At 47.0% G+C, this 23,749-nt stretch carries 23 protein-coding genes; 12 read left to right on the forward strand and 11 right to left on the reverse strand.

What is annotated here, in order from left to right:
• The first annotated feature begins 43 nt into the window (after positions 1-43).
• Complete coding sequence (panB, locus tag QUB56_RS09135) at positions 44-820, forward strand: 3-methyl-2-oxobutanoate hydroxymethyltransferase (protein WP_332954832.1); 777 nt, start codon at positions 44-46, stop codon at positions 818-820.
• Between the two features lie 61 nt (positions 821-881).
• Here the strand turns inward: panB and tatA are convergent, their stop codons facing one another.
• A complete protein-coding gene (gene tatA, locus QUB56_RS09140) occupies positions 882-1,079 on the reverse strand; it encodes a twin-arginine translocase TatA/TatE family subunit (RefSeq protein ID WP_332954833.1) in 198 nt (65 codons plus the stop codon).
• Positions 1,080-1,209: 130 nt separating this feature from the next.
• Here tatA and QUB56_RS09145 point away from each other — a divergent pair, with 130 nt between their 5' ends.
• The 4 genes from QUB56_RS09145 to QUB56_RS09160 all read left to right on the forward strand — a co-directional run bounded on the left by QUB56_RS09145 (position 1,210) and on the right by QUB56_RS09160 (position 5,967).
• Positions 1,210-1,947 (forward strand): phycocyanobilin:ferredoxin oxidoreductase, encoded by a 738-nt coding sequence (locus tag QUB56_RS09145; RefSeq protein ID WP_332954834.1) that lies wholly within the window; start codon positions 1,210-1,212, stop codon positions 1,945-1,947.
• A 71-nt stretch (positions 1,948-2,018) separates the two neighbouring features.
• Entirely contained in the window at positions 2,019-3,662 is a 1,644-nt protein-coding gene (locus tag QUB56_RS09150; RefSeq protein WP_332954835.1) for an HlyD family efflux transporter periplasmic adaptor subunit, read from the forward strand.
• Between the two features lie 178 nt (positions 3,663-3,840).
• Positions 3,841-5,001 carry an ABC transporter permease DevC gene (gene devC, locus QUB56_RS09155; RefSeq protein WP_332954836.1) on the forward strand — a complete coding sequence of 387 codons (1,161 nt, stop codon included), beginning with the start codon at positions 3,841-3,843 and terminating at the stop codon, positions 4,999-5,001.
• Between the two features lie 243 nt (positions 5,002-5,244).
• Positions 5,245-5,967, forward strand: a complete 723-nt coding sequence (locus tag QUB56_RS09160) for a DevA family ABC transporter ATP-binding protein (protein WP_332954837.1) — start codon at positions 5,245-5,247, stop codon at positions 5,965-5,967.
• Between the two features lie 17 nt (positions 5,968-5,984).
• Here QUB56_RS09160 and QUB56_RS09165 read toward each other — a convergent pair whose 3' ends face one another.
• Both QUB56_RS09165 and QUB56_RS09170 read right to left on the reverse strand, forming a co-directional pair.
• The gene (locus QUB56_RS09165) at positions 5,985-6,896 is read right to left on the reverse strand and encodes a hypothetical protein (RefSeq protein WP_332954838.1); all 912 of its coding nucleotides are present in this window, start codon (positions 6,894-6,896) and stop codon (positions 5,985-5,987) included.
• 292 nt (positions 6,897-7,188) lie between these two features.
• A complete protein-coding gene (locus QUB56_RS09170) occupies positions 7,189-7,425 on the reverse strand; it encodes a hypothetical protein (protein ID WP_332954839.1) in 237 nt (78 codons plus the stop codon).
• 12 nt (positions 7,426-7,437) lie between these two features.
• On the opposite strand from QUB56_RS09170, the gene QUB56_RS09175 reads away from it, so the two are divergent.
• Positions 7,438-9,501 carry a DNA polymerase III subunit gamma/tau gene (locus tag QUB56_RS09175; protein ID WP_332954840.1) on the forward strand — a complete coding sequence of 688 codons (2,064 nt, stop codon included), beginning with the start codon at positions 7,438-7,440 and terminating at the stop codon, positions 9,499-9,501.
• 16 nt (positions 9,502-9,517) lie between these two features.
• Positions 9,518-9,841: a hypothetical protein gene (locus tag QUB56_RS09180; protein ID WP_332954841.1), complete on the forward strand. Its 324-nt coding sequence runs from the start codon at positions 9,518-9,520 to the stop codon at positions 9,839-9,841.
• Between the two features lie 2 nt (positions 9,842-9,843).
• On the opposite strand, the gene QUB56_RS09185 is transcribed toward QUB56_RS09180, so the two are convergent.
• The 5 genes from QUB56_RS09185 to QUB56_RS09205 all read right to left on the reverse strand — a co-directional run bounded on the left by QUB56_RS09185 (position 9,844) and on the right by QUB56_RS09205 (position 14,937).
• Positions 9,844-10,602 carry a GNAT family N-acetyltransferase gene (locus tag QUB56_RS09185; protein WP_332954842.1) on the reverse strand — a complete coding sequence of 253 codons (759 nt, stop codon included), beginning with the start codon at positions 10,600-10,602 and terminating at the stop codon, positions 9,844-9,846.
• Between the two features lie 26 nt (positions 10,603-10,628).
• Positions 10,629-11,972, reverse strand: coding sequence for an ATP-dependent protease ATP-binding subunit ClpX (clpX, locus tag QUB56_RS09190; protein WP_332954843.1), 1,344 nt, complete (start codon positions 11,970-11,972; stop codon positions 10,629-10,631).
• A gap of 9 nt (positions 11,973-11,981) precedes the next feature.
• On the reverse strand, positions 11,982-12,671 hold the full coding sequence (gene clpP, locus QUB56_RS09195; protein WP_332954844.1) for an ATP-dependent Clp endopeptidase proteolytic subunit ClpP: 690 nt from the start codon (positions 12,669-12,671) through the stop codon (positions 11,982-11,984).
• A 358-nt stretch (positions 12,672-13,029) separates the two neighbouring features.
• Positions 13,030-14,445, reverse strand: a complete 1,416-nt coding sequence (tig, locus tag QUB56_RS09200) for a trigger factor (protein ID WP_332954845.1) — start codon at positions 14,443-14,445, stop codon at positions 13,030-13,032.
• A 303-nt stretch (positions 14,446-14,748) separates the two neighbouring features.
• A complete protein-coding gene (locus tag QUB56_RS09205) occupies positions 14,749-14,937 on the reverse strand; it encodes a hypothetical protein (protein ID WP_332954846.1) in 189 nt (62 codons plus the stop codon).
• Positions 14,938-15,025: 88 nt separating this feature from the next.
• Between QUB56_RS09205 and QUB56_RS09210 the strand changes: the two genes are divergently transcribed.
• The 4 genes from QUB56_RS09210 to QUB56_RS09225 all read left to right on the forward strand — a co-directional run bounded on the left by QUB56_RS09210 (position 15,026) and on the right by QUB56_RS09225 (position 19,729).
• Entirely contained in the window at positions 15,026-16,069 is a 1,044-nt protein-coding gene (locus QUB56_RS09210) for an aspartate-semialdehyde dehydrogenase (RefSeq protein ID WP_332954847.1), read from the forward strand.
• Positions 16,070-16,176: 107 nt separating this feature from the next.
• On the forward strand, positions 16,177-17,070 hold the full coding sequence (gene dapA, locus QUB56_RS09215) for a 4-hydroxy-tetrahydrodipicolinate synthase (protein WP_332954848.1): 894 nt from the start codon (positions 16,177-16,179) through the stop codon (positions 17,068-17,070).
• A gap of 283 nt (positions 17,071-17,353) precedes the next feature.
• Positions 17,354-19,222: a ribonuclease J gene (locus tag QUB56_RS09220; protein WP_332954849.1), complete on the forward strand. Its 1,869-nt coding sequence runs from the start codon at positions 17,354-17,356 to the stop codon at positions 19,220-19,222.
• Positions 19,223-19,483: 261 nt separating this feature from the next.
• A complete protein-coding gene (locus QUB56_RS09225; protein WP_332954850.1) occupies positions 19,484-19,729 on the forward strand; it encodes a hypothetical protein in 246 nt (81 codons plus the stop codon).
• Positions 19,730-19,991: 262 nt separating this feature from the next.
• Here QUB56_RS09225 and QUB56_RS09230 read toward each other — a convergent pair whose 3' ends face one another.
• The 3 genes from QUB56_RS09230 to QUB56_RS09240 all read right to left on the reverse strand — a co-directional run bounded on the left by QUB56_RS09230 (position 19,992) and on the right by QUB56_RS09240 (position 22,386).
• Positions 19,992-20,267 (reverse strand): MoaD/ThiS family protein, encoded by a 276-nt coding sequence (locus QUB56_RS09230; protein WP_172188035.1) that lies wholly within the window; start codon positions 20,265-20,267, stop codon positions 19,992-19,994.
• Positions 20,268-20,405: 138 nt separating this feature from the next.
• Complete coding sequence (gene thrC, locus QUB56_RS09235; RefSeq protein WP_332954851.1) at positions 20,406-21,704, reverse strand: threonine synthase; 1,299 nt, start codon at positions 21,702-21,704, stop codon at positions 20,406-20,408.
• 421 nt (positions 21,705-22,125) lie between these two features.
• A complete protein-coding gene (locus tag QUB56_RS09240; protein WP_332954852.1) occupies positions 22,126-22,386 on the reverse strand; it encodes a MoaD/ThiS family protein in 261 nt (86 codons plus the stop codon).
• A 489-nt stretch (positions 22,387-22,875) separates the two neighbouring features.
• Here QUB56_RS09240 and QUB56_RS09245 point away from each other — a divergent pair, with 489 nt between their 5' ends.
• Positions 22,876-23,280 carry a hypothetical protein gene (locus QUB56_RS09245; protein WP_332954853.1) on the forward strand — a complete coding sequence of 135 codons (405 nt, stop codon included), beginning with the start codon at positions 22,876-22,878 and terminating at the stop codon, positions 23,278-23,280.
• Positions 23,281-23,749: the final 469 nt, after the last annotated feature.

The following is a 23,749-nucleotide window of genomic DNA, read 5'->3' on the forward strand; positions in this document are numbered from 1 at the left end:
TCATAAGTAATATCCAGAAATAATATTATATTTTTGTACTAAAATGTCAGTCACTACTCATCAATTAAGACAGTGGAAACAACAACGGCGACGAATTGTCGCGCTGACAGCTTATGATTATGCGATCGCCCAACTACTCGACCAAGCAGGCACAGACATCATCCTAGTCGGCGATTCCTTCGCCATGACAGTCTTAGGCTACGAAACAACCCTGCCGCTAACCCTCGATGAAATGCTGCACCACGCTAAAGCAGTGCGCCGCGGAGTTAAACAAGGATTAATTGTCGTCGATTTGCCGTTTTTGACTTACCAAGAAAGTCCCCAGCAAGCCCTGCACTCTGCCGGGAGAGTTTTGAAAGAAACCGGCGCTCAAGCTGTAAAATTGGAAGGTGGATATCCAGCAATGGCCGCCACAGTTTCGCAGCTAACATCCGCCGGAATTCCCGTGATGGGCCACGTCGGCTTAACTCCGCAGTCGGTACACCAACTCGGCTACAAAAAACAAGGAAAAACAGCCGAATCAGCCGATCGCATCATAGCAGAGTCGATCGCCCTTCAAGAAGCAGGTGCCTTTGCGATCGTCTTAGAACACATTCCCGCAGACTTAGCCGCCCAAATTACCCAAAAATTAACTATTCCCACCATTGGTATCGGCGCCGGCCCGCACTGCGACGGTCAAGTTTTAGTTACTTCCGATTTGTTAGGACTTTCTGAAAAACAGCCGCCTTTTGCGAAAGCTTACGCCAATTTGCGAGACACAATTACCCAAGCTGTAAAAGATTATTCCCTCGAAGTTAGAGAAGGCAACTTTCCCGAATAGGTTCTTAGTGAGGACTGGAGTCCTTAAAAATCAGGAAAAAAGTCCTCACTACCAACCTAACTTACACTTTCGGCTGACCCTCTTCTTCTTTATCCTTCTCCTTCTCGACAGCTTCATCATCAGATTGACTGATGCCATCCTTAAAACTACGCAAGGTTTTCCCCAAGGCATTTCCTAACTCAGGAATCTTCTTGGGGCCGAAAATTAAAATAGCGACTACCGCAACAATGCCCATTTCGGGCAATCCCAGACCAAACATACAAAATCTCCTGTAAAACTTGCTCGATCGGCAAGTCGATCTGCTGATATCCTTAAAAGTATCTACCTTTTTTCCTGCATCGTGCAACAGTAGAATCAAGTTTTATTAAGCTATCGGCCGCTAAATAGGAATGTTAGAAATATCCCAGCCTTCTCTGCGCGACCAACAGCACCATCTCATCCGCGATTTAGCCGATCGGATGGAAGCAGTATGGCATCGCTATCTCAACCTCGAACCCTACCACCTGCCCGCTGAGTTGGGATACGTAGAAGGGCGCTTGGAAGGAGAAAAACTGATCATTGAAAACCGCTGCTATCAAACGCCCCAGTTCCGCAAAATACATCTCGAACTCGCTAAAGTCGGGCCGGTGCTGGATATCCTGCACTGCGTGATGTTTCCCAGACCGAATTATGCCTTGCCGATGTTCGGTACGGATATAGTAGCAGGCAAAGGCCAAGTTAGCGCCGCGATCGCAGACCTTTCTCCCCTCAATCCCGATCGAACTTTGTCGGAAACCTACCGAACCCAACTCGAAATTTTGCAGATAGACCAATTTTCTTGTCCCCGCCAAATTCCCGAATGGGGGGATATTTTCTCAGAATTTTGTCTGTTTGTGCGGCCAGAGTCTCTCGAAGAAGAAAGCCGGTTTGTCGATATTGTTCAATCCTACGTTGAAATTCACTGTCAACAGGCAGTCGCTTGCCAACCAGTCTCAGCCGCAGAAGGCTCGAAAATTCTAGACGCTCAAATTTACTACTGCACCCAGCAGCAGCAAAACGACAAAACCCGCCGCGTACTCGAAAAAGCTTTCGGTCAAGATTGGGCCGAACATTACATGACCGAGGTGCTTTTTGATTTCCCTAAATAGCTTAAATGTGTTTACAATACTTCACAGTGGGTGGGAAAAACTTAACCAGGAAATCACCTACTTTATAAATCATGGGAAAGGACTCACGGGTCAAGGATAAATCATTTTTAAAACCCCCAGGGCGAGGAGTCATCGGTTTAGCGATCGCCGCTACTGTTGTTACCACAGGAGTAGGTTTTTGGCAAGTATCTCAACTTAAAAAAGCCGAAGAGTTAAAGGCAGCGGCTGCAAGGGCTGCTGCAACTCCCGCCCCCACCCGCACCAGCGTTACCGCTTTGGGTAGGTTGACTCCAGAGGGAGAAGTTATCAAATTGTCAGCCGCTTCGGCGTCGGAAGGAGGAAGAATTGAACAGTTGCAGGTGGAAGAGGGCGATAGAGTCAGTAAAGGACAAATCATAGCAGTTCTCGATACGCGCGATCGGCTCCAAGCAATCGTCCAACAAGCCGACAAAGAAGTCAAAGTCAAACAAGCAGAATTAGCGAAAATTCAAGCAGGCGCAAAAACAGGCGTTGTCGGCGCAGGGAAAGCAGAAGTTGCCAAGTTTGAAGCACAAGTGCAAAGGGAAACCGAAGGCGAAGCAGCCAATGTCGCCCGCTTAAAAGCTCAACTGCGAAGAGAAACCGAAGCCGAACAAGCTAACGTCGCCAAATTCGAGGCCGCACTCCGAAGAGAAACCGAAGCCGAACAAGCTAATCTTGCCAAATTGGAGGCACAACTCAAAAGACAAACAGAGGTGCAGCAATCCCAATTGGCTAGGCTAAAAGCTCAATTGCGCGGCGAAATTGTCTCTCAAAACGCTACAGTCAATCGGCTAAAAGCCGAATTGAAAAACGCCGAAGCCGAGGAACGACGCAATAAAGAACTCTTAGAAACAGGCGCAATTTCTGCCTCCGCCTACGACACCAAACGCTTAGTAGTAGATACAGCTCGCCAGAGAGTCAAAGAAGCGCAAGCTATCTTAAATAAAACCGTACAAACTTTACAACAGCAGATAGTCGAAACTCAAGCCACATTCAAACAAACAGTAGAAACCGGCAAGCAGGAAATCAATCAATCGCGAGCCAATCTCAAACGCAAGTTAGAAACAGGCAGGCAGGAAATTAACCAAGCTAGAGCCACCTTAAATCAAAAGATAGAAACCGGTAGACAAGAAATCAATCAAGCCGAAGCACTACTCAAACAAAAAGCAGAAACCGGCCAAGAACAAATCAATCAAGCCAAAGCAAATCTCGACCAAATTGCCGAAGTCCGTCCCGAAGACGTGCAAGCCGCCAAAGCCGCCGTCGAAAGTGCGATCGCCACAAAACAAAAAGCTCAAGTAGACTTAAACTTAAGCTACGTCAAAGCACCCGTATCCGGCTACATCCTCAAAGTTCACACCCGACAAGGAGAAGGCATCAACACTCAAGACGGCATCGTAGAACTAGGCCGCACCGACCAAATGTATGCCGTAGCAGAAGTTTACGAAACCGACATCGCAAAAGTGCGAAACGGCCAGCGCGCTACCGTCACCAGCCCCGTATTTGCAGGCACTTTGCAAGGAACAGTCGCTCGCATCGGCAAACAAATCGGCAAAAAAGATGTCCTCAATACAGACCCCGCAGCCGACACCGATGCTAGAGTTGTCGAAGTAAGAATTCGCCTCGATCCGGAATCGAGCAAGAAAGTTGCAGCCCTAACAAACTTGCAGGTTGAAGTCAAAATAAATATCTAAATTTTACGTAGACAGGACTTACGCAGGGGGACTCCTGAAACCAAAATTTTTACCGAGATTAAGGGTTTGAATCAAATATAAGGGCAAACAACCCGGTTTCTCAACACCCCTGCTTAAGTCCTAAAATTATTTAAACCCAAATCCCACATCTAAAATCTCAAATCTCAAATCGACTGTTATGGCAAAAATACCGCTAGCTTGGGCACAGTTAACGCGCGAAAAAATGCGATTAGTAATCGCGCTAGCCGGCATTGGATTTGCCGACTTGCTAATGTTTATGCAGTTCGGATTTAGAGACGCGCTATTTGAAAGCTCCATCAGCTTTCACTCGAAGTTAAAAGGGGAGATTTTTATCATCAACACCCAGTCTACGGCTTTAATAGCCATGAAAAGTTTTCCCCAGCGGCGCTTGTATCAAGCCTTGAGTTTTAACGGCGTTACAGCAATTAGTCCGGTATATTTAGGCTTTGGATTGTGGCAAAACCCCGATCCAAGCCGCCGCAATACCCGCCAATTGATGGTCATCGGTTTTGACCCAACTCATCCGATTTTGGATATACCGGAGGTCCAAAATAATTTGCACAAAATCAAAATTTCGGATGTGGTTTTATTTGACCAAGCTTCTCGCACGGAGTTTGGGCCTGTAGTGGAATATTTCAAGCAGGGAAAACCTGTTGAAACTGAAGTTGACAACCGCCGCGTTAGGGTAGAGGGGCTATTTACTTTAGGCGCATCTTTCGGTGCCGACGGCAATCTTGTTACTAGCGATTTGAACTTTCTGCGGATTTTTGCGACGCGGAGGACAAGAGGTTTAATTGATATAGGTGTTGTTAAGTTGGAGCCGGGAACGGATGTTAAGGCAGTTGTTGATAAAATGAGGGCAACTTTGCCGAAAGATGTGAAAATTTTTTCTAAAAAAGAGTTTGCAGATTTTGAAAAAAAATATTGGCAGGAAAGTACCTCAATCGGATTTATTTTCACTCTCGGCGCGTCAATGGGATTTATCGTCGGGATAGTGATTGTTTATCAAATTCTTTATACTGATGTTACCGATCACTTGCCGGAATACGCTACGCTCAAGGCGATGGGATATAAGGACATTTATTTTCTGGGTTTGGTGTTTCAAGAGGCTTTGATTCTGGCAATTCTTGGTTATTTGCCGGGGTTGGGGGTTTCTGTGGTGCTGTACAATTTAGGGAGAAGTGCTACGAGTTTGCCGATGTATATGACTTTGACAAAAGTTGTAACTGTTTTTGTAATGACAGTGATCATGTGTTCTGTGTCGGGGGCGATCGCAGTTAGGAAGTTGCAGGCCGCTGATCCGGCGGATATTTTTTAACAAACGAAGTCACGACACCGATTTTGACCAAGAATTTCAAAGGTGGTACAAGCCCCGGATTTATCCGTGGAATCAATCCAAAATCGATTTTCGAAAATCCTCAAGCCCCCACATTTATCCGTGGGGTCAATCTAAAATCTAAAATCTAAAATCTAAAATCGATTGACAGGGATATACGGATTGAAGAAGGAGGAATTATGAAATAAAAAACAACAAATAACACATAACAAATAACTAATAACCATGAATACTTTACCAGTTGTCTCGATTAAAAATCTCAATCATTCTTTCGGCGAAGGTCAACTTCGCAAACAGACATTATTTGACATCAACCTCGAAATTTATCCGGGCGAAATCGTGTTGATGACTGGGCCTTCTGGGTCTGGTAAAACAACATTATTAACCTTGATTGGAGCTTTGCGATCGGTCCAAGAAGGTAGTCTTAAAATTCTCGACCAAGAATTGCGGGGAACGGGAAAAAATAAATTAGTTCAAGTGCGCCGCGACATCGGCTATATTTTCCAAGGTCACAATTTGCTCAAATGCTTGACAGCTAGGCAAAACGTCCAAATGTCTTTAGAACTGCACAGCCATCTTTCTCGCCAAGAAACTAATGATAAAATAGAGGGAATGCTGGAAGCTGTGGGGTTGGGAGAAAGAATAGATTATTACCCGGACAGCCTTTCAGGGGGACAGAAACAAAGAGTTGCGATCGCCCGGGCGTTAGTCAGCCAGCCGAAATTAGTATTAGCAGACGAACCCACCGCAGCACTAGACAGTAAATCAGGTAGAGATGTGGTAGAAATTATGCGAGGTTTGGCCAAAGAACAGCAGAGCACTATTTTGCTTGTCACCCACGACAACCGCATTTTAGACATAGCCGATCGCATTATTCACATGGAAGACGGCTACCTCGCACAAGATACATCAACAGTGGCTGCCACAGGCGTTCTTTCGGGAAAATAAAATTAATCCACCTCAACTTATTTCCGAGAACCGGGACGCTTTCCTCCTACCTTAGCAGGACTTTTTGTCCCACCTTTGGCTGGACTTTTAGAACTACTTTTGCCGCTTTTCGGGCTTTTCGCTACTGCCAACTGGCCCTCAGCCTCATTTGCAGGTCTGCCGGTAGGCGTTCTCGTAGTCCTAAAGGTAACATTCACCCCTTCATTCGACTGTTCCAGCACCAACATCGGCGTCGGCTTTGCTTTTTGATCCCACTCAATATGAACGATCCGACCTTGAATTGTCGGCTGCCAACTGTCGTGGTCGTCTGAAGGACTCAGATAAGTTTCCAAACAGTCAATAATTTGATTAATTGTCGCCGATGTTGCCTGAGTCGGCAGTTTCATCAGCTTAATTTGAATCCGAAACAGCACTCGTTTTTCTATTTTTACTGCGGGATCGCCAGTTTCGTATTCGATATCAAACATCGAATCCACTTGCCTGCCGCTGCCGGCATTCCCGTTTTTATCTCCCACTGCGCCCTGAGTCGGACGCAGGGCAATACTAATTTTTTCTTTGACTTTTACCTTGATCTGGTTCACAATGGCAAAGTGAAAGACTTCTTCCGCCATCCGCATTCTCAGGTAGTCTAAATTAAAGTCTCGCGAGTGGATAAGGTCGGGATTCTTTTCCATCTTTGATATGGTTTCCAGAGCCATTTTGTATTTTTTCTGGAGTTCTCGAGTTCTAAACTCCTCAAATTTAAGCTTTTTGCTCAAATCGCCGAGTTTTAGCTTGGTAAACAGCGCTAAACCGAGAAGCAATAACAACAGTAATCCCGACGCTCCCATGAAGAGTTGGTCTGAGGACGGATTTCCGGGTTTAGCCTGTTTAGGTTTGGGAGAGGCTACTGCCAACCTTGGTTCTACAAGGATTATTTGGGTTGACATGGGCTTTTAAAGGGTAAAATTTGACGCTATATTTATAACAGGAGTCCAGAGTAGAGCTGGTAGTGCAACTGGATCAACCAACATTGACATTATTCCACCATCATCTTGGTACAAATGGATTTCTGCCACTGGAGTACGCACCCTCTAATTGATACTTTATCTTTAAGTGCAAGCAGGTTCCCGAAATATCGGAAAATCCCGCGCTGGCATTGGCAAAAAGAAATCGTGAATTCTCTGTAATATATTATACCAATACTGCTAAAAAAAAATGTTTGTTCGGCGGTCTCCGTTTCTAGCAAAATAAAAAGAAATACACATAAATTAATATTAACTCTGGGAGCGATCGGCGGAAAACATCAAGCACAACAGCAGATCGCCCGGACGATCGATGGGCGGACCTTGGGAGGGTGCTAATTGCTACTGTTCCATTGCGGACGCCGTGCAAGCCCACGGGGTAGCTGGCGGTGAAAATCGAGCTCTGTTTGCGATCGAACAACGTCTCCTTAGCTAAGATTACAGCTAATACCACCCATATTCGATCGTGACTTACGAACCCCTACACCACAAATATCGCCCTCAGACATTTGCCGAATTAGTCGGTCAAGAGGCGATCGCCCAAACCCTCACCAGCGCCATCCTACAAGAGCGCATAGCACCAGCATATCTATTCACCGGCCCCAGAGGCACCGGTAAAACCTCTAGTGCCAGAATTTTCGCCAAATCCCTCAACTGTATTTCTACAGTTGCCCCCACCCCGACACCGTGCGGCAAATGCAACGTTTGCCAAGAAATTGCCCGAGGTTCGACACTAGATGTCATCGAAATTGACGCCGCCAGCAACACCGGAGTAGATAACATTCGGGATTTGATCGAACGAGCTCAATTTTCCCCAGTACAGTGCCGCTATAAAGTATATGTAATAGACGAAGTTCATATGCTCAGTACCCAGGCCTTTAATGCCTTATTAAAAACATTAGAAGAACCGCCCGATAAGGTTGTATTTGTCCTAGCCACAACCGACCCACAAAGAGTGTTACCAACCATTATATCTAGATGTCAAAAATTTGATTTTCGCCGCATCCCCCTCGAGTCAATGATTGCTCATTTGCAAAAAATTGCCAAATTAGAAAATATCAACATTGCTAGCGATGCAGTACAAATGATTGCTCAAATCGCCCAAGGAGGTCTGCGAGATGCCGAAAGTTTGCTCGACCAACTGAGCTTATTTCCCGGGCAAGTAACAGTCGAGAAAGTTTGGGATTTAGTCGGTGCCGTCCCCGAAAATGACTTAATGGATTTGTTGCAAGCTATTAAAAATGATAATCCTACAGCATTAATAGACATGACCCGTCACCTCATGGATCGCGGTCGGGAACCGCTAATCGTGCTGCAAAGTCTTGCGAGCTTTTACCGAGATTTGCTAATAGCCAAAGCGGCACCCGAACGGTCAAATTTAGTAGCTTTAACCGATGCAACTTGGGGCAAACTTTGCAATTTTGCCCGCGAGTGGGATGCCGAGTTAATTTTGGCAGGTCAGAAACACTTGCAAACCCACGAAGTGCAAATTAAAAATACCACTCAGCCGCGTTTGTGGCTGGAAGTAACGCTGTTGGGATTGTTGCCCTCAGCAATTAGAACTCAGCCACAACCAACAGCCGAACCAGCTAAAAATATTACTTCATCACAAATTCACCCCCCCCAACCCCCCCAAGCTTCGAGGGGGAGCCAGACATCTCATATTGAACAATCTTCAGTTCCCAATTCGCAAAATCCTCCGCCTCAGCCGCCACCTATTGCTAATCGAACAGAAAGCACACCTCCTCCACAAATTCCCGCACCTGTACCAACTGCAGAAACGAATCAAACAAATTATTCACCCACTAATTCAGCCGATGAAATCGATTTAAATCGAGTGTGGGAACAGGTACTTGACCGCGTGCGACCGCATAGCACTCAATCGCTGCTTCGCCAACATGGACAGCTAGTAATTTTTAGCAATGATACTGCTTATGTTAAGATTAAGTCGCAAAAGTTGCTCGATATGGTTAAAGGCAAAGTAGCTAATATTGAAGAAGCTTTTTTGCAAGTTTTTCACCGTCGAGTAATAGTAAAATTGGGATTGACAAATCCCGCTGAAACTAATAGTTCCCGGGCCAAGGATTTGCCAACTTCTAACGGACGTGTTGGCGAAAATCCCAGCAATTCTCATCCTGCAGATAATGCGGATCAACAGGTGCAGAACTCGGCGGGTTCTGAGATTACAGATGATTTTTTGGGGAATGGTGGACAAGAACAAAAACACCCGCCAGCGGCTGAAAATACCGCCCTTAATGTGCCCCTAATTTCCGAATCGCGATCGCCGACCAACGGCTCTACAGACACTCAGAATGACTCTAAAGATCGGGCTGTAGCGGTGCGTGATGACGCGCGAAATGTTGCAAATTCAGCTAGGCAATTGGCTGATATGTTTGACGGGGAAGTAGTCGATTTGTCGGATGACTTGGAGATTTGGGAGTCGGAAACTTTTAGATTGGAATCTGAGGAAAATTTTCCTGAGTTGTCTTCTGATTCAGATGAAGATGATTCCATAGTCTGCGGGTTCTGAGATTCCTGATGATTTTTTGGGAAAGGATGGACAAGAGCAAAAAGACTCTTCAGAGGCTGAAAATACCGCCGCTAATGTGCCCCTAAATTCCGAATCGCGATCGCCGACCAACGGCTCTACAGACTCTCAGAATGACTTTAAAGATCGGGCTGTAGCGGTGCGTGATGACGCGCGAAATGTCGTAAATTCGGCTAGGCAATTGGCTGATATGTTTGAGGAAGTAGTCGATTTGTCGAATGACTTAGAGATTTGGGAGTCGAAAACTTTTAGATTGGAATCTCAACCGGATTCTTCCGAGTTATCTCCTGAGTTAGGTGAGCATGATTTCATAGATTGGTAAATCTATGCTTGCGGGAGCGAAATGTGCAAAATTTCGCCTCCCGCACAAAATCCAGCGCGGGTGTAAACTCGGAATTCCTCCTCGTGTCCCGCCATCAAAAACGCCACCGCCACACCCGCGTCGAAAGCTTCTCGGACCAGCCGGGCCGTCAAAGCCCCTGCTATGCCCCGCCGGCGAAAAGGGACGCGCACGCCGATACCGGCGATTTCAGTCGTCTGATTTGCCGGCACAGTAAACATTCCGGCCCCCACAGGTTCGCCCGTTGCTGCTAGGCGAGCGAGTACGGCGATGCCACCTGCAGCCAGAGTTTTCCGAAGAGTGTCAACGTCTTCAGGGCTTGGTGCAGCCTCTGTGAAAGCCTCGTGTTGCACCGCGGCTGTACCGAGGATCTCGGCATCGGACACTGGCACAATGAGTTCGATGTCCGGGGGGAGGGGAAGAAATTTCTCGGAACCAGGAGTGCAAGTCATCAGCGGCAAGCATCCCTCAACGGTGAAACCGGCGGATATCAGCGTTTCTTCGACAGCAGGGGCTAGTTTCGCGACATACTCCAAACGCGGCTTTCGCCCGCGCACAGAGTACGCAGCGATTAGGGCGTTGACATCGGTGAGGGAGGGTGCGGCGCCGTCGTCGGGAATTGCATAGTTGAGATAAGGGTTGGCGCTGTGCCGACTGAAGGTAGCGAGGAACGGCCCGATCCGCTCGGTGTCACGCTGCTGGCTTGCGGCAAAGCGCAGGTATGATTGAATGCGAGATTGCATGAGTGGCTGTGCTGAAAACCTTGCTTTTAAGCTGACTCTGGTTTTGGCAGCGAAGACGGAAGTACCAACAGCTCGGCGGTCGATCGCTTCTCGACCATTTCCTTAGTAATCGTACACCGGGCAACATCCTTGCGCGACGGCAACTCGTACATCACATCCAACATCAATTCTTCGACAATTCCCCGCAGCGCCCTCGCTCCAGTTTTGCGGCGGTATGCTTCCTGGGCGATCGCCCGAATCGCATCCGGCTTAAAGTCCAACTGCACATTATCCATCTTCAGCAGCTTTTGATACTGCTTCACCAAAGCATTCCGCGGCTCAGTCAAAATCGCCATCAGCGTTTCCTCATCCAGCGGCTCTAACACCGCCGCCACCGGCACCCGCCCAATAAACTCAGGAATCATCCCAAACTTCACCAAATCATCCGGTTCCAGTTGCTTGAGTACATCAGCAGCCCGCTTTTCCTTCGGCACAGCTTCTCCGGGCTGAATAAAACCCATTGACTTTTTACCCGTTCTTTGCTCTATCACTTTCTCTAGACCGACAAAAGCGCCGCCGCAAATAAACATGATATTGCTGGTATCAATTTGGATGCAGTCTTGATAGGGATGCTTGCGGCCGCCTTGGGGAGGTACATTGGCGATCGTCCCCTCGAGCATTTTCAACAGCGCCTGCTGCACGCCTTCCCCAGACACATCCCGGGTAATCGAAGGATTTTCGCTCTTGCGGGCTATTTTGTCAATTTCATCAATATAAATAATTCCGCGCTGCGCCTCTTCCACGTCCATATCTGCCACTTGCAGCAGCCGCAGCAAAATATTTTCCACATCTTCCCCGACATAGCCCGCTTCCGTCAGCGTCGTCGCGTCAGCCACCGCAAACGGCACGTCTAGCATATCCGCCAAAGTCTGAGCCAGCAGAGTTTTTCCGCAGCCCGTCGGCCCGATTAACAAAATATTTGATTTTTGCAGTTCTACTTCTTCCGGCGGGTGCTTACCGCTATTTTTTGCATGGATAAAGCTGAGGCGCTTGTAGTGGTTGTAAACTGCCACCGAGAGCACCTTTTTCGCCTCATCTTGCCCGATGGCGTTTTCGTCGAGGTAATTTTTAATTTCCCTCGGCTTCGGAATTTGGCTCATCGACATACTTTTGCCCGAGGTAGCGCGGCGCTTTTGCGTCGTTTCCTGCTTCGGAGCCACCGCCGCTGGGGGCACTGCACTCGAATCAAACAACTCCTCATCTAAAATTTCATTGCACAAGTCAACGCATTCGTCGCAGATATACACCCCTGGGCCTGCGATCAACTTGCGCACTTGCTCTTGAGACTTGCCACAAAACGAACATTTTAGATGGGAGTCGTACTTAGACATAACAGCCTCTTAATTCAGTGCAGTGACATTCTCTCCCGCCGCCGGAAGGTTTTCCCTTTCGATAACTCGATCGACCAAACCGTAATTTTTGGCTTCCTCGGCTGACATAAAAAAGTCGCGCTCTGTATCAGCCTCTAATTTGTCGATCGGTTGACCTGTGTGGTGCGCTAGCAGTTCATTCAGCTTACGCTTATGATAAAGGATTTCCTTGGCTTGAATCTCAATATCAACTGCTTGACCTTGAGCGCCTCCGAGTGGCTGGTGAATCATAATCCGGGAACTCGGAAGAGACATCCGCTTACCGTGGGCTCCTGCTGTCAGCAGAAATGCGCCCATACTCGCTGCCAAACCGTAACAAATCGTCACCACATCCGGGCGGATTTGCTGCATTGTGTCATAAATTGCCATGCCGGCCGTCACCGAGCCGCCGGGGGAATTTATGTACATTTGGACATCTTTTTCTGGGTCTTCGGCATCTAGATACAATAGCTGAGCCACTATCGAGTCAGCAACTTCGTCGGTTACGGGAGTTCCTAAAAACACAATTCGCTCCCGCAGCAAGCGCGAGTAAATGTCAAAAGCCCGCTCGCCCATCCCCGACTGTTCTAGTACCATCGGCACTACATTGCTGGGGCGGTCGCTGACATCAAAATCGTTATAGCTTGTAATTAGGTAATTGGAAGATTGAGATACAACCATAAGACACCAGTCAAGGATTCTAGACAATTTACTGCTGCTGATGAAAGCTTTAAATTAAGCCGCCAGCTTTTTACTATTATGCCTCGGATGAACGGATATCGGGGGAATGCGGAGTTTTGAGTGTGTGAGATTGCTTTCTGTGTTCGGCTTGGGCGCGGGCCTAACTCGCTCCGATCGCGGGGTGAATGAGTTAAAATACTCACTTGTCAATCATCACTGCTTCAAGTGTCCACTAGAAGCTTGTAGTAAGGATGGTGTGCGCGGTGCGCACCTGGAGCTTGCAGTTAAGGATCGGGTGCGCCGTTAAAATCACGGTTGATTTCATGCCCCCAATTAGGACATTTCAACACATTAAGTTCTATTCTTCGCCTAGGACTTCCACTTCGACGCTCGTGGCTGCTTCTGCTGAATCTTCAGCGTCTGATTCTTCTGATTCTGCTGCTGCGGGATTCAGAGAGCCTTCAGGTACGAGTTCGATTGTCCCTTTTTCTTCCAACCATTTCAGGGTTTTTTGTTTTAGCAAGTCTTCCCTAACAAATTCCTGCAACCTTTGGGGGTCAAAATCTCCTTTGGGAAACTGCTTTCTGACTTTTGCTACTTCTGCTGCTACTTCTGCATCTTCCACAGATAAGGATTCCAGCTTAGCTACTTCTGCCAGAGCTAGAGTCTGCTTGAGCCGAGCTACTGCTTCCGGGCGCGAGCGTTCCCGCATCGGGCCCATATTTTCTTCGGTAAACAGTTGGTTGATATCTATGCCGTAATTTTTCAATTGGACGGCTTGTTGATTCAGCAAATAATCGATTTCGCGATCGAGCATTGTTTCGGGAATTTCCACTTCTATTAGCTGCTCGAGGGCTGCTGATATAGCTTTTTCCTTATTAGCTGATGTCTTGTTTTCTTGCTCTGCTTTAAACCTAGTTTCCAGGGATGCCCGGAGTTCTGCTAAAGTTTCAAACTCGCTGACTTCTTGGGCGAAGTCGTCGTCCAACTCCGGCAATTCTTTTTCCTTAAGTTCTTTGAGGGTAATCGTAAATACTGCCGGTTTTCCTGCTAATTCTTCACTGCTGTACTCCGGCGGAAACTGCACGGAAACTTCTCTAGTTTCTCCCGGATTCATTCCGATCATGCCTTGGATAAAGCCCGGTACAAACTGATTTTCGGACAATTCTACTTGAAAGTCTTCTGCTTGACCGCCGGGAATTTCTGCGGGAGTTTCGCCTTCGGGTGCTTCCGCAAATCTACCGGAGAAATCAACCAAAGCCGTGTCTCCCAACTGAGCCGACCGGCCTTCTACGGGGATTAAAGTAGCTTTGTCCGATCGATATTTTGCCAGTACCTCATCTACCTGAGCTTCATCATACTTAGCTTCTTCTGCTTGAAGCTGCAAACCTGTGTACTGACCCAATTTCACTTCGGGTTGTACGTCAACCTTAGCCGAAAAAATCAGAGGCTGTTCTGGATCGAATTTAGCTAGTAATTCTTCAAACTCGCTGCGCAATTCAAAACTGCCAATTGCCGGAATTTTTTCTTGTTCGAGGGCTTTTTGCAGCGAATCATTAATCAAATTTTCCAAAGCCGTCGCCTTCAATCGAGTCTGGCCCAGGCGCTGCAGCAAAACTTGGCGGGGAACTTTGCCTTTGCGGAACCCAGGAATATTGACCTCGCGAGCGAATTGTTTAATTACTTGCTCGTAAGCTTGTTTTGATTTTTCTGATGGAATTTCGATTTCCAGACCTATTTGGCTGGCTGGAAGTTTTTCCTGGGTTACTTTCATCGGCTTTTTTGATATTTAACAATAGTAATAAAATACATACAAATCTGACTTTGCCTGCATTTTAATTTTGTACGCTTTGACTCGTAACGGCACAACTACAAAACCTTTACCGGATGAGACAGTAAGTCATTGCCGGCTACTTTTTTGGCTTTTGCCAAATAGTTTTGGTTTGAGGATACTAGCTTTTGCTGCTAGGAATGTGGAGGTTAAGTCCACTAATTGCCGATGCACCATAGCACATATCGCCCTGTAATGTCAATCTTGTCGGCCGGAGCGACCAGTTAAAGTCAATGGATGCGCCTGCTAAAATACAGATATCTCCCATGCACCAAAGCGGATGCATTTTAGCAGGCGTTCCTCTTCGAGGGCAACGCTTACGGCAAAAGATGCTAAACTGGCATTGGGTACGATCGCAGGGGTCCACCGGGAAGTTCGATCGCCCGTTTCGGTTAACTGCACCACGGTCATCGTCTCATGCTCCTGATGTCGCATAACATTAATTAAGTTTGATATTGAGAATTGCAGTTATTTAAATTTTTGATTTCGATCGTTGAAACTATAATTTGTGGAGGAAACTAATTTGTCTCAATCCTATCGAGTTGCCATTTTAGGAGCCACCGGCGCAGTCGGGGGCGAGTTGCTAGAACTCTTGCACAGCAGGAGTTTTCCGATTTCTAACTTGAAGCTTCTGGCTTCGGAGCGTTCAGCAGGAACTAGCTTGCCTTTCGGCGGCGAGATGCTGCCAGTCTCCGCAGTGTCGGGGCGATCGTTTGATAATGTAGATCTGGTACTCGCCTCTGCTGGCGGCTCTACTTCTAAATTGTGGGCTCCGCAAGCGGTGGCAGCCGGAGCAGTGGTGATTGACAATTCTAGCGCTTTCCGCATGGATGCGACCGTACCGCTAGTGGTTCCAGAAGTCAATCCCCAAGCGGCGGCAGCTCACCGAGGTATAATTGCTAATCCCAACTGCACGACGATTTTGATGGCAGTTGCCGTTTGGCCACTTCACAAAGTTAAGCCGGTACAGCGCATAGTTGTAGCGACTTACCAGTCAGCCAGCGGGGCCGGGGCGAGGGCAATGGAGGAAATGAAAGCTCAAGCAAGAGCAATTTTGCAGGGGGAAACGCCCAAAACAGATATATTTCCCTACCCCTTAGCATTTAATTTGTTTCCGCACAACACCCCGATTAACGATTTAGGGTATTGTGAAGAAGAGATGAAAATGGTAAACGAAACTCGGAAGATATTTGGTACGAACGAGATTAAAATTACGGCAACTTGCGTGCGGGTTCCCGTACTTCGCGCTCATTCGGAAGCGATTAATCTAGAGTTTGCAGAGCCTTTTAGCGCGCTCGAGGCTCGGGAAATCTTAAAGCAGGCAAGCGGGGTTAAGCTGGTAGAAGACTGGCAAGCTAATTATTTCCCGATGCCTGCCGACGCCAGCGGTAAGGATGAGGTGTTAGTCGGCAGGATTCGCCAAGATATTTCTCACCCCTGCGGGTTGGAGATGTGGCTGTCTGGCGATCAAATCCGCAAAGGGGCTGCTTTAAATGCGGTGCAGATAGCTGAGTTGCTGGTCGAAAAAGATTTGTTGCGCACCCCAGTGGCTGCGGCTTCTAATTAGGGGTAACCCTCGCAACTTGAAAATTGAAATTGGGGATTTTAGATAAACCTTTCATCTGAAATCAAAAATTTAAAATCAAAAATCAACAGTCTAAAATCGGAGAAAGTGTGGTAAAGTTTGGACGGGTTCTGACTGCAATGATTACGCCGTTTAAGGAAGACGGCAGCGTTAACTATGCGGTAGCAGAACAATTGGCAGTTCATTTAGCCGATCGCGGTACAGATAGCTTGGTAGTGTGCGGCACAACGGGCGAGTCTCCCACTATGACCTGGGATGAAGAGTACGAATTATTTCAGGTGGTACAAAAGGCGGTGGCCGGTAAGGCGTTGGTAATCGCAGGAGCCGGATCGAATTCTACACTAGAAGCAGTAGTAGCTACCCAAAAAGCAGCTAAACTAGGGTTAGACGGCTGTTTGCAGGTGGTTCCTTATTACAATAAGCCGCCGCAAGAAGGTTTGTACAATCATTTTCGGGCGATCGCGCAATCTGCTCCTGAATTGCCTATAATGTTATATAACATCCCCGGTCGCACTGGTCAGAATATGTTGCCGGAGACGGTCGCTCGATTGGCAGAAATTCCCAACATTGTGGCCGTAAAAGAAGCAAGTGGCAACTTGGATCAAGCAAGTCAAATTCGGTGCTTGACATCCCCTGAATTTGCCATCTATTCTGGAGATGATTCCCTAACTTTGCCCTTGTTGGCAGTAGGAGGATCTGGTGTAGTTAGCGTAGCCAGCCATCTGGTAGGAGAGCAACTGCAACAGATGATCGAAGCTTTCGAGGTCGGTCAAGTTCAAGTCGCTACCCAGATTCACTTGCAACTTTTTGACCTGTTTAAAGCTCTTTTTCTCACCACAAATCCCATTCTCGTCAAGACAGCTCTCAAACTTCAAGGCTGGGATGTAGGCTCTACCCGCCCGCCACTGTGCGATCCGCCCGTTGAGGTGACTCAAAAGTTAAAGGACGTACTGAGCAAGCTAGCCACAGTATCAGCTATCTAGACAGGCGAGAACGAGTTTTCAGACAACTGAATATTGGTTGTGATAAGTCATTAGTGGTTAATCATTAGTCATTAGTAATTAACTGTTAGTAATTAGCTAACAGTCAAAAAATAAAGACTGAGGATTAAAGACTGAAGGCAAAAGACAACTGACTGTAGGGGATAGTAAAACCCCCGGGGGAGTTTTCCATAAATATTTGGAAAATAATCGCCCTAGCAACGAACAAAAGACGAAAGACGAAAGACAACAGACAAGTAACAAAAATAACTAACAAAGGATACGCATGATCGCAAAAAATACAACTCCATCTGCTCTCAAAATTATTCCTCTCGGCGGATTGCACGAAATCGGTAAAAATACTTGTGTGTTCGAGTACGGTGATGAAATAATTCTTTTAGATGCAGGTTTAGCTTTCCCGACAGATGGAATGCACGGGGTAAATATTGTTCTCCCAGACATGACTTACCTGCGGGAAAATAGCCACAAAATTAAAGGCATGATCGTGACACACGGTCATGAAGACCACATAGGCGGCATCCCTTATCACCTCAAACAATTTGAAATTCCGGTCATATACGGCCCGCGTTTGGCGATGGCTTTGCTAGCCGGAAAATTGGAAGAAGCGGGAGTGTCTCACCGCACAGAATTGAGGACAGTTCGACCGCGGGATACGGTAAGAATTGGCAAGCATTTCTTCGTCGAATACATCCGCAACACTCACTCGATGGCTGACAGTTTTACGGTGGCAATTCACACTCCCGTGGGAATTTTGATCCACACCGGAGACTTTAAAATTGACCACACTCCTGTAGACGGCGAGCATTTTGATTTGCAAAAGCTGGCCGAGTACGGCGAGAAAGGCGTGCTGTGTTTGATCAGTGATTCTACTAACTCGGAAGTACCGGGTTTTACCGCTTCGGAACGTTCTGTGGCGCCGAATTTAGACAGAATTATCTCTCAAGCACCGGGACGGGTGATGGTGACGACTTTTGCTTCGTCGGTACACCGATTGCAAATTGTTTTGGACTTGGCTAAGAAAAACAATCGGTATGTCGGAGTGGTTGGCCGGTCGATGCTTAACGTCATCGCTCACTGCCGCAATCTCGGTTACATCAAATGCGAAGATAGTATTTTCAAACCGCTGAAAGAAATCCGCAATTTGGCTGAAGACAAGGTACTGATTTTAACTACAGGTTCCCAAGGCGAACCGATGGCGGCGATGACTCGTATTGCTAACGGCGAACATCACGAACTGAAAATCAGAAAGGGTGATACAGTCATTTTCTCGGCTAATCCGATTCCGGGAAATACGATCGCAGTGGTAAACACGATCGATAAACTGATGATGCTGGGAGCACACGTGGTTTACGGCCGCGACAAAGGTATTCACGTTTCGGGACACGGTTGTCAAGAAGACCAAAAGTTAATGATTAACATGACTCGTCCCAAGTTCTTCTTGCCGGTTCACGGAGAACACCGGATGCTGATCCAGCACTCCAAGACGGCTCAAAGCATGGGCATTCCCGCTAGCAATATGGTGATTGTTGATAACGGCGATGTCGTAGAATTAACTGAAAATTCGATACGAGTGGCCGGTAAAGTGCCTTCAGGAATTGAATTGGTAGATTCTTCTCGATCGGGCGTTGTCAAAGCGAACGTCCTCAAGGAACGTCAGCAGTTGGCCGGAGATGGCGTTGTAACTGTAGCAGCCGCTTTGAATTGGGAAGGCAAGTTGGTTGCCAAACCAGAAGTTCACTTGAAAGGTGTGGTGACATCAGCCGATCGCACGGAGGTGATCAAATTAATCACTCAAACCATTGAAACAGTTTTGAGCGATCGTTGGTCAGAATTTGTCAAACCCGCCACTGCTGACTCCCAAGTTGACATTGACTGGGTAGGAGTGCAAACCCAAATAGAAAAAGCTATTCAGCGGGTGATGCGCCGGGAACTTCAAAGCAATCCCTTGCTGGTATTCCTGATGCAAATTCCTGAAGAAGCAGTGCGATCGGAAATGGTGCAAACACCTCAACTTTCCATTGAAGCACCTAAACTAGCATCATCAGTACCGTCGCCAGTACCAGCCCCTGTGAATACAGTAACAGGCCGTCGTCGTCCTCGGACTGCTGCAAAAGTAGCTTCCGTCGTCTCTTAGTTTTTATAGGGACAGCAAGCGACAGGATCAAACCTGTCGCTTTAACTGTCAAGTCCGCCCGTCCCGTTTTGATATCAAATCCGTTAACATCGGAATTATTATCTCTCTCTTCTCTTTCTCTGTGTCCTCTATGCCCTCTGTGGTTTAATCATTCCGATACAACCGGAATTGATATGACAAGTTACCCAGGGAAGTTCCCTGGCGAAACATTTTGACCAACAGGTAGCTAGGTATTGTCTGACGGGACATGAAGTTAAGTTTATGTCGGACGAGTTCGCCAGAACTCTTTGTTATTTGGGAGGGTTCCTAGATAAAAATGTCGAGATAGTGGCTCTCCCGCAAAAATGGCGTTTCAAAACAGAATACGATATTGGAGCATTCGTATACAAGTTTCATGAAATGACAAAGTTGCCTGGTACTGAAACCCAGAAAATTCAGCAAGTCTTTGAAGGTTGCAAAGAAATTCTAGGAATTGAATACAGGGAGAATATGTACGAGTTGAATTGACCAATGAAGGCGATAAGGGCAATCAAATAGTTTAATAATATCATGTCCGGTCGAGAAACCGCGATTTTTGTAGGGGCCCGTGAGCCAACAATATTTGCGAATAATTGACAATCTCAAAAACCCGCCCCGACAGGGATATTATAGTTAATCGATCGGACATGATATAAGTGGACTAAGCTAGAAAAGCAAAAAGTAAAAATACCCGACTTTTTTAAGAAGTCGGATATCTTAAGCCGATAATGCCTAAATCTGCGGTCAAAAATCAACCACCAGCCACTGCAGGAACAATGCTGACTTCATCGCCATCTTGGAGGGCTGTTTTTGAGCCATCCAAAAAGCGGATGTCTTCGCTGTTGACGTAGAAGTTGAGAAATCTGCGGGGTTCTCCCTTTTCGTCGCACAAGCTTTTTTTGATGCCGGGACAATTTGTTTCCAGCGATTCAATCAGTTCGGAAATGTTGTCGCCGCCGCATTCGATGGTGGCTTGATTGTTGGTGAATTTTTGCAGGGGAGTGGGAATTAAAACTTTGACGGTCATTTTGTTAGTCCTTAGTCAGTAGTCCTTAGTCATTAGTTATTTGTTCTCAGTCATTAGTCCTCAGCGAGCAGTCAGTTGTCATCAGTCAACAGCTTAACAACTAATGACTAATGACTGCCGACTAATGACTAATACTTGTTAAACCGAAACTTGTTGCCATTCTAAGCGTTCGAGGGTGCGGGCGCGTTCTAGGGCGCGCTCGAACGCTTCTAGTTTCGGTTCGAGGGTGATGGGTTCGCCGATGTAGCCTTGAACTGCTTCCTGCGTTTTCAAACCGTTGCCGGTGATGTAAGCGACGGTGGTTTCATCGGGATTGATTTTACCTGCTTCTACGAGTTTCTTCAAGACGGCGATTGTGGTGCCACCTGCGGTTTCAGTGAAGATGCCTTCTGTTTCTGCTAGCAGTTTCATGCCTTCGATTATTTCCGTGTCGCTGACGGATTCAATGTTGCCGTTGGTTTTGCGGGCGATTTCCAAGGCGTACATACCGTCGGCTGGATTGCCGATCGCGATCGACTTAGCAATTGTATTCGGTTTCACCGGTTTGACGAAATCACGACCTTCGCGGAATGCTTGGGCGATGGGGGAACAGCCGTCAGCTTGAGCGCCGCTGAACCGAACTTTCTTTTCGTCCACTAAACCGACTTCGATGAATTCATTAAAGCCTTTGTAAATTTTTGTGAACAAAGAGCCGGAGGCGAGGGGACCGACGATGTGATCGGGCAATTGCCAGCCTAGCTGTTCGGCAACTTCGTAGCCGAGGGTTTTTGAGCCTTCGGAATAGTAGGGACGCAAGTTGATATTGACAAATCCCCAGCCATGTGTATTGGCGACTTCGCAACAGAGGCGGTTAACTTGGTCGTAGTTGCCGTGAACTGCCATGACAGTTGGATTGTAAATCAGAGTGCCGAGGACTTTGCCTGCTTCTAAGTCGGAGGGGATGAACACTACGCAGTCGAGTCCGGCGTGGGCGGCGATCGCAGCGGTGGAGTTAGCTAAATTGCCGGTGCTGGCACATGATACCGTTGTGAATCCCAATTCTCTCGCTCTGCTGAGGGCGACTGACACCACTCTGTCTTTAAAGCTGAGAGTGGGCATATTGACGGCATCGTTTTTAATATAAAGATTTTTTAGACCTAGGCGGCGGGCTAAGCGGTGGGATTTTAATAGAGGAGTCATGCCGGTGCCGACATCGATGACGTTCTCTGTAGCGACTGGTAAAAATGCGCGGTAGCGCCAGATCGAGTTGGGGCCGGCTTGGATAGTTTGGCGAGTGACGGTGCGGCGGATGGCGTCGTAGTCGTACTTGACTTCAAGCGGGCCAAAACAGCAATCGCAGACGTGCTTGGCTTGGAGTTCGTACTCTTCGCCGCATTCTTTACATTTGAGGGCTGTGAAGGTTGCTGCTGTGGATTGGGTTCTGGTCGCCTGGGTCATAGCTCAACTCTCTAGTTTTGCGATGTGTTCTAAGTCTTGTGCAACATTAGCACTGTCAATTTACCCCGTCAACCATACCCGATTTTTTTAGTCGGGATTGATTTACAAGCATTATTGAGTTGCCGAGCCGAGCTGGCTGGATAGTTCTCGATCGCCCTCTCAGACTCACTTCTAGGCTCTGCCGAGGAATGCAAAAAGAAAGCAAAAGCCTTGCTATTAACCGAACTCAAGAATGAATTCTCTTAAAAACTTATTGCAAAACTTTATAAAGCTTTTTTTTATTGGTCGCTCAAAAATTTGAGGCGGGAACTCTAGGCACCGCGCCTACAACTCAACACTAAGCTGTAGTGCATTGAAATTGTCTATTTCAATGCACTATTGCCCAAAGAGTCAAATCCTCGGACACTCTTCCCCTCCTGGCTTATCCACCGCTGACGGGAGGGATAAGTACAACTTCGTCGCCGTCTTGGAGGATGGTGTCGGGGGACACGAATTCCATGTTGAGGCCGAAGCGAGTGCGCGATCGCCATTGTTCTAATTGAGGATATTGGGCGATCGAGCTTTCGAGCACTTGAGACACTGGGGTGTCGGGAGGAAGTTCTAGTTTAAGTTCCGAAACGCCGTAGGCTTCACCGAAGGCGGCGAAGAGTTTAAGGGTGATGGTAATCGAAGAGTTAGACACGGCTGTTGAGTGCGATCGACGGTTTGGCAATGATCAACTACACCATACAATTAATTAGGAATTAGGCGCCCCGAGGCTTAAAATTGAAATCGACAATCTCTAGTTAAGTTTTACCCCATTGGGTAAAGATGACAGTTGATTGCAGCAAAAATTCCCAACAGCATTGTAAGCCCAGCGCTCTCACCAACCAGGCGTTATGCCATTTGAGATTTTAGATTAAATAATTGAAAGATTGGGAATGACTGATAACTATCATGGTTGGGAGCACGGGCCTACTGTTGCATTCTTTTTTGAAACGGGTGTGATAAGTAGTTGGCATCCGCTTAGATGCAGCTAGCTAAGGTCTAGTTTGCTGCTGTTGAGGCTACTGCAAGACTAATTTTTGAGAATGCGGGATAGATACTTCCCCATAATTGTGGCAGAGTACAAAAGCACCGGACTAAATTTAGCGGGCAACAACCCAGACAATGCCCTGCCAACCGGCTTCTGGTGACTAAAGATCGGGTTGTCAAGTGCAGCTTGGAATTGCCGAAGCTTTGCCGTGCTTTCGCCAAGCGTGCCGTTCTATCTAAAAATAATAGTGAAGTTAACGCGATCGAGATATATATGGCAAATAACGATTTTAAAGTGCTTCAAATTATTGAAGCTAAAGGCTGGTATGCCTTTGGGAGTACAAAGCAAAGCCAGCACGTTGAGAGGTGGGTAAGACCTGTGGTGTGTTGGGTTTTAATAGAAGATAAAAAAAAGCGGCGGATTGTGACTGCTACCGCTAGCTATCAGATCCAGATTGACGACAAAGAAGTCGAGTTTTTTGCCCACGAAAGCGAAATTCAAGATCTGGAGAGTCTCCCAAAGTCTGTCTCGGTCTCGGAATTTCTGAAAACAGAAGATTGAGAGAAGGGCAAAAGGAGCTCCTTTAACAAGTTATTAATTATTCCTTAGTGATTCCTTAAACTTGCTCTAGGATGCTATTTGAATTAGAGGCAGAAGCTCTAGATTGGGCAGAGGGGGAGATGGAAGGCGAGAACTTATACTTTTGCCTTGCCCAAGGCATCTTGTGCCGAAGGTCTGAAGTAGCCCAAAAAATAAAGAAGCCGGAAGATTGCAGGCAATGCCAACGCGCTTCCGACCTTACTGAATAACAGGGTATGCATATGTTTTTAAAGTATGGCAGGCAGGCTTTGGAGATATCAAGAGGACTATTGCAATCACCCACTTTTGCTTTGAGGCTGTGTTTGCAAAGCTCCTAGTATTTTAGACTCAAAAGTTGAAAATTCAGATTGTGGCGAAGGTCTGAAGTAGCCCAAAAAATAAAGAAGCCGGAAGATTGCAGGCAATGCCAACGCGCTTCCGACCTTACTGA

Source organism: Microcoleus sp. AR_TQ3_B6, assembly GCF_036702785.1.
Classification (GTDB): Bacteria; Cyanobacteriota; Cyanobacteriia; order Cyanobacteriales; family Microcoleaceae; genus Microcoleus.

What these genes read in the sequence shown, in the direction of transcription:
- panB (WP_332954832.1), top strand. Translation starts at nt 44, where the DNA reads ATGTCAGTCACTACTCATCAATTAAGACAGTGGAAACAACAACGGCGA.
- tatA (WP_332954833.1), bottom strand. Translation starts at nt 1,079, where the DNA reads ATGTTTGGTCTGGGATTGCCCGAAATGGGCATTGTTGCGGTAGTCGCT.
- QUB56_RS09145 (WP_332954834.1), top strand. Translation starts at nt 1,210, where the DNA reads ATGTTAGAAATATCCCAGCCTTCTCTGCGCGACCAACAGCACCATCTC.
- QUB56_RS09150 (WP_332954835.1), top strand. Translation starts at nt 2,019, where the DNA reads ATGGGAAAGGACTCACGGGTCAAGGATAAATCATTTTTAAAACCCCCA.
- devC (WP_332954836.1), top strand. Translation starts at nt 3,841, where the DNA reads ATGGCAAAAATACCGCTAGCTTGGGCACAGTTAACGCGCGAAAAAATG.
- QUB56_RS09160 (WP_332954837.1), top strand. Translation starts at nt 5,245, where the DNA reads ATGAATACTTTACCAGTTGTCTCGATTAAAAATCTCAATCATTCTTTC.
- QUB56_RS09165 (WP_332954838.1), bottom strand. Translation starts at nt 6,896, where the DNA reads ATGTCAACCCAAATAATCCTTGTAGAACCAAGGTTGGCAGTAGCCTCT.
- QUB56_RS09185 (WP_332954842.1), bottom strand. Translation starts at nt 10,602, where the DNA reads ATGCAATCTCGCATTCAATCATACCTGCGCTTTGCCGCAAGCCAGCAG.
- clpX (WP_332954843.1), bottom strand. Translation starts at nt 11,972, where the DNA reads ATGTCTAAGTACGACTCCCATCTAAAATGTTCGTTTTGTGGCAAGTCT.
- clpP (WP_332954844.1), bottom strand. Translation starts at nt 12,671, where the DNA reads ATGGTTGTATCTCAATCTTCCAATTACCTAATTACAAGCTATAACGAT.
- tig (WP_332954845.1), bottom strand. Translation starts at nt 14,445, where the DNA reads ATGAAAGTAACCCAGGAAAAACTTCCAGCCAGCCAAATAGGTCTGGAA.
- QUB56_RS09205 (WP_332954846.1), bottom strand. Translation starts at nt 14,937, where the DNA reads ATGCGACATCAGGAGCATGAGACGATGACCGTGGTGCAGTTAACCGAA.
- QUB56_RS09220 (WP_332954849.1), top strand. Translation starts at nt 17,354, where the DNA reads ATGATCGCAAAAAATACAACTCCATCTGCTCTCAAAATTATTCCTCTC.
- QUB56_RS09225 (WP_332954850.1), top strand. Translation starts at nt 19,484, where the DNA reads ATGTCGGACGAGTTCGCCAGAACTCTTTGTTATTTGGGAGGGTTCCTA.
- QUB56_RS09230 (WP_172188035.1), bottom strand. Translation starts at nt 20,267, where the DNA reads ATGACCGTCAAAGTTTTAATTCCCACTCCCCTGCAAAAATTCACCAAC.
- thrC (WP_332954851.1), bottom strand. Translation starts at nt 21,704, where the DNA reads ATGACCCAGGCGACCAGAACCCAATCCACAGCAGCAACCTTCACAGCC.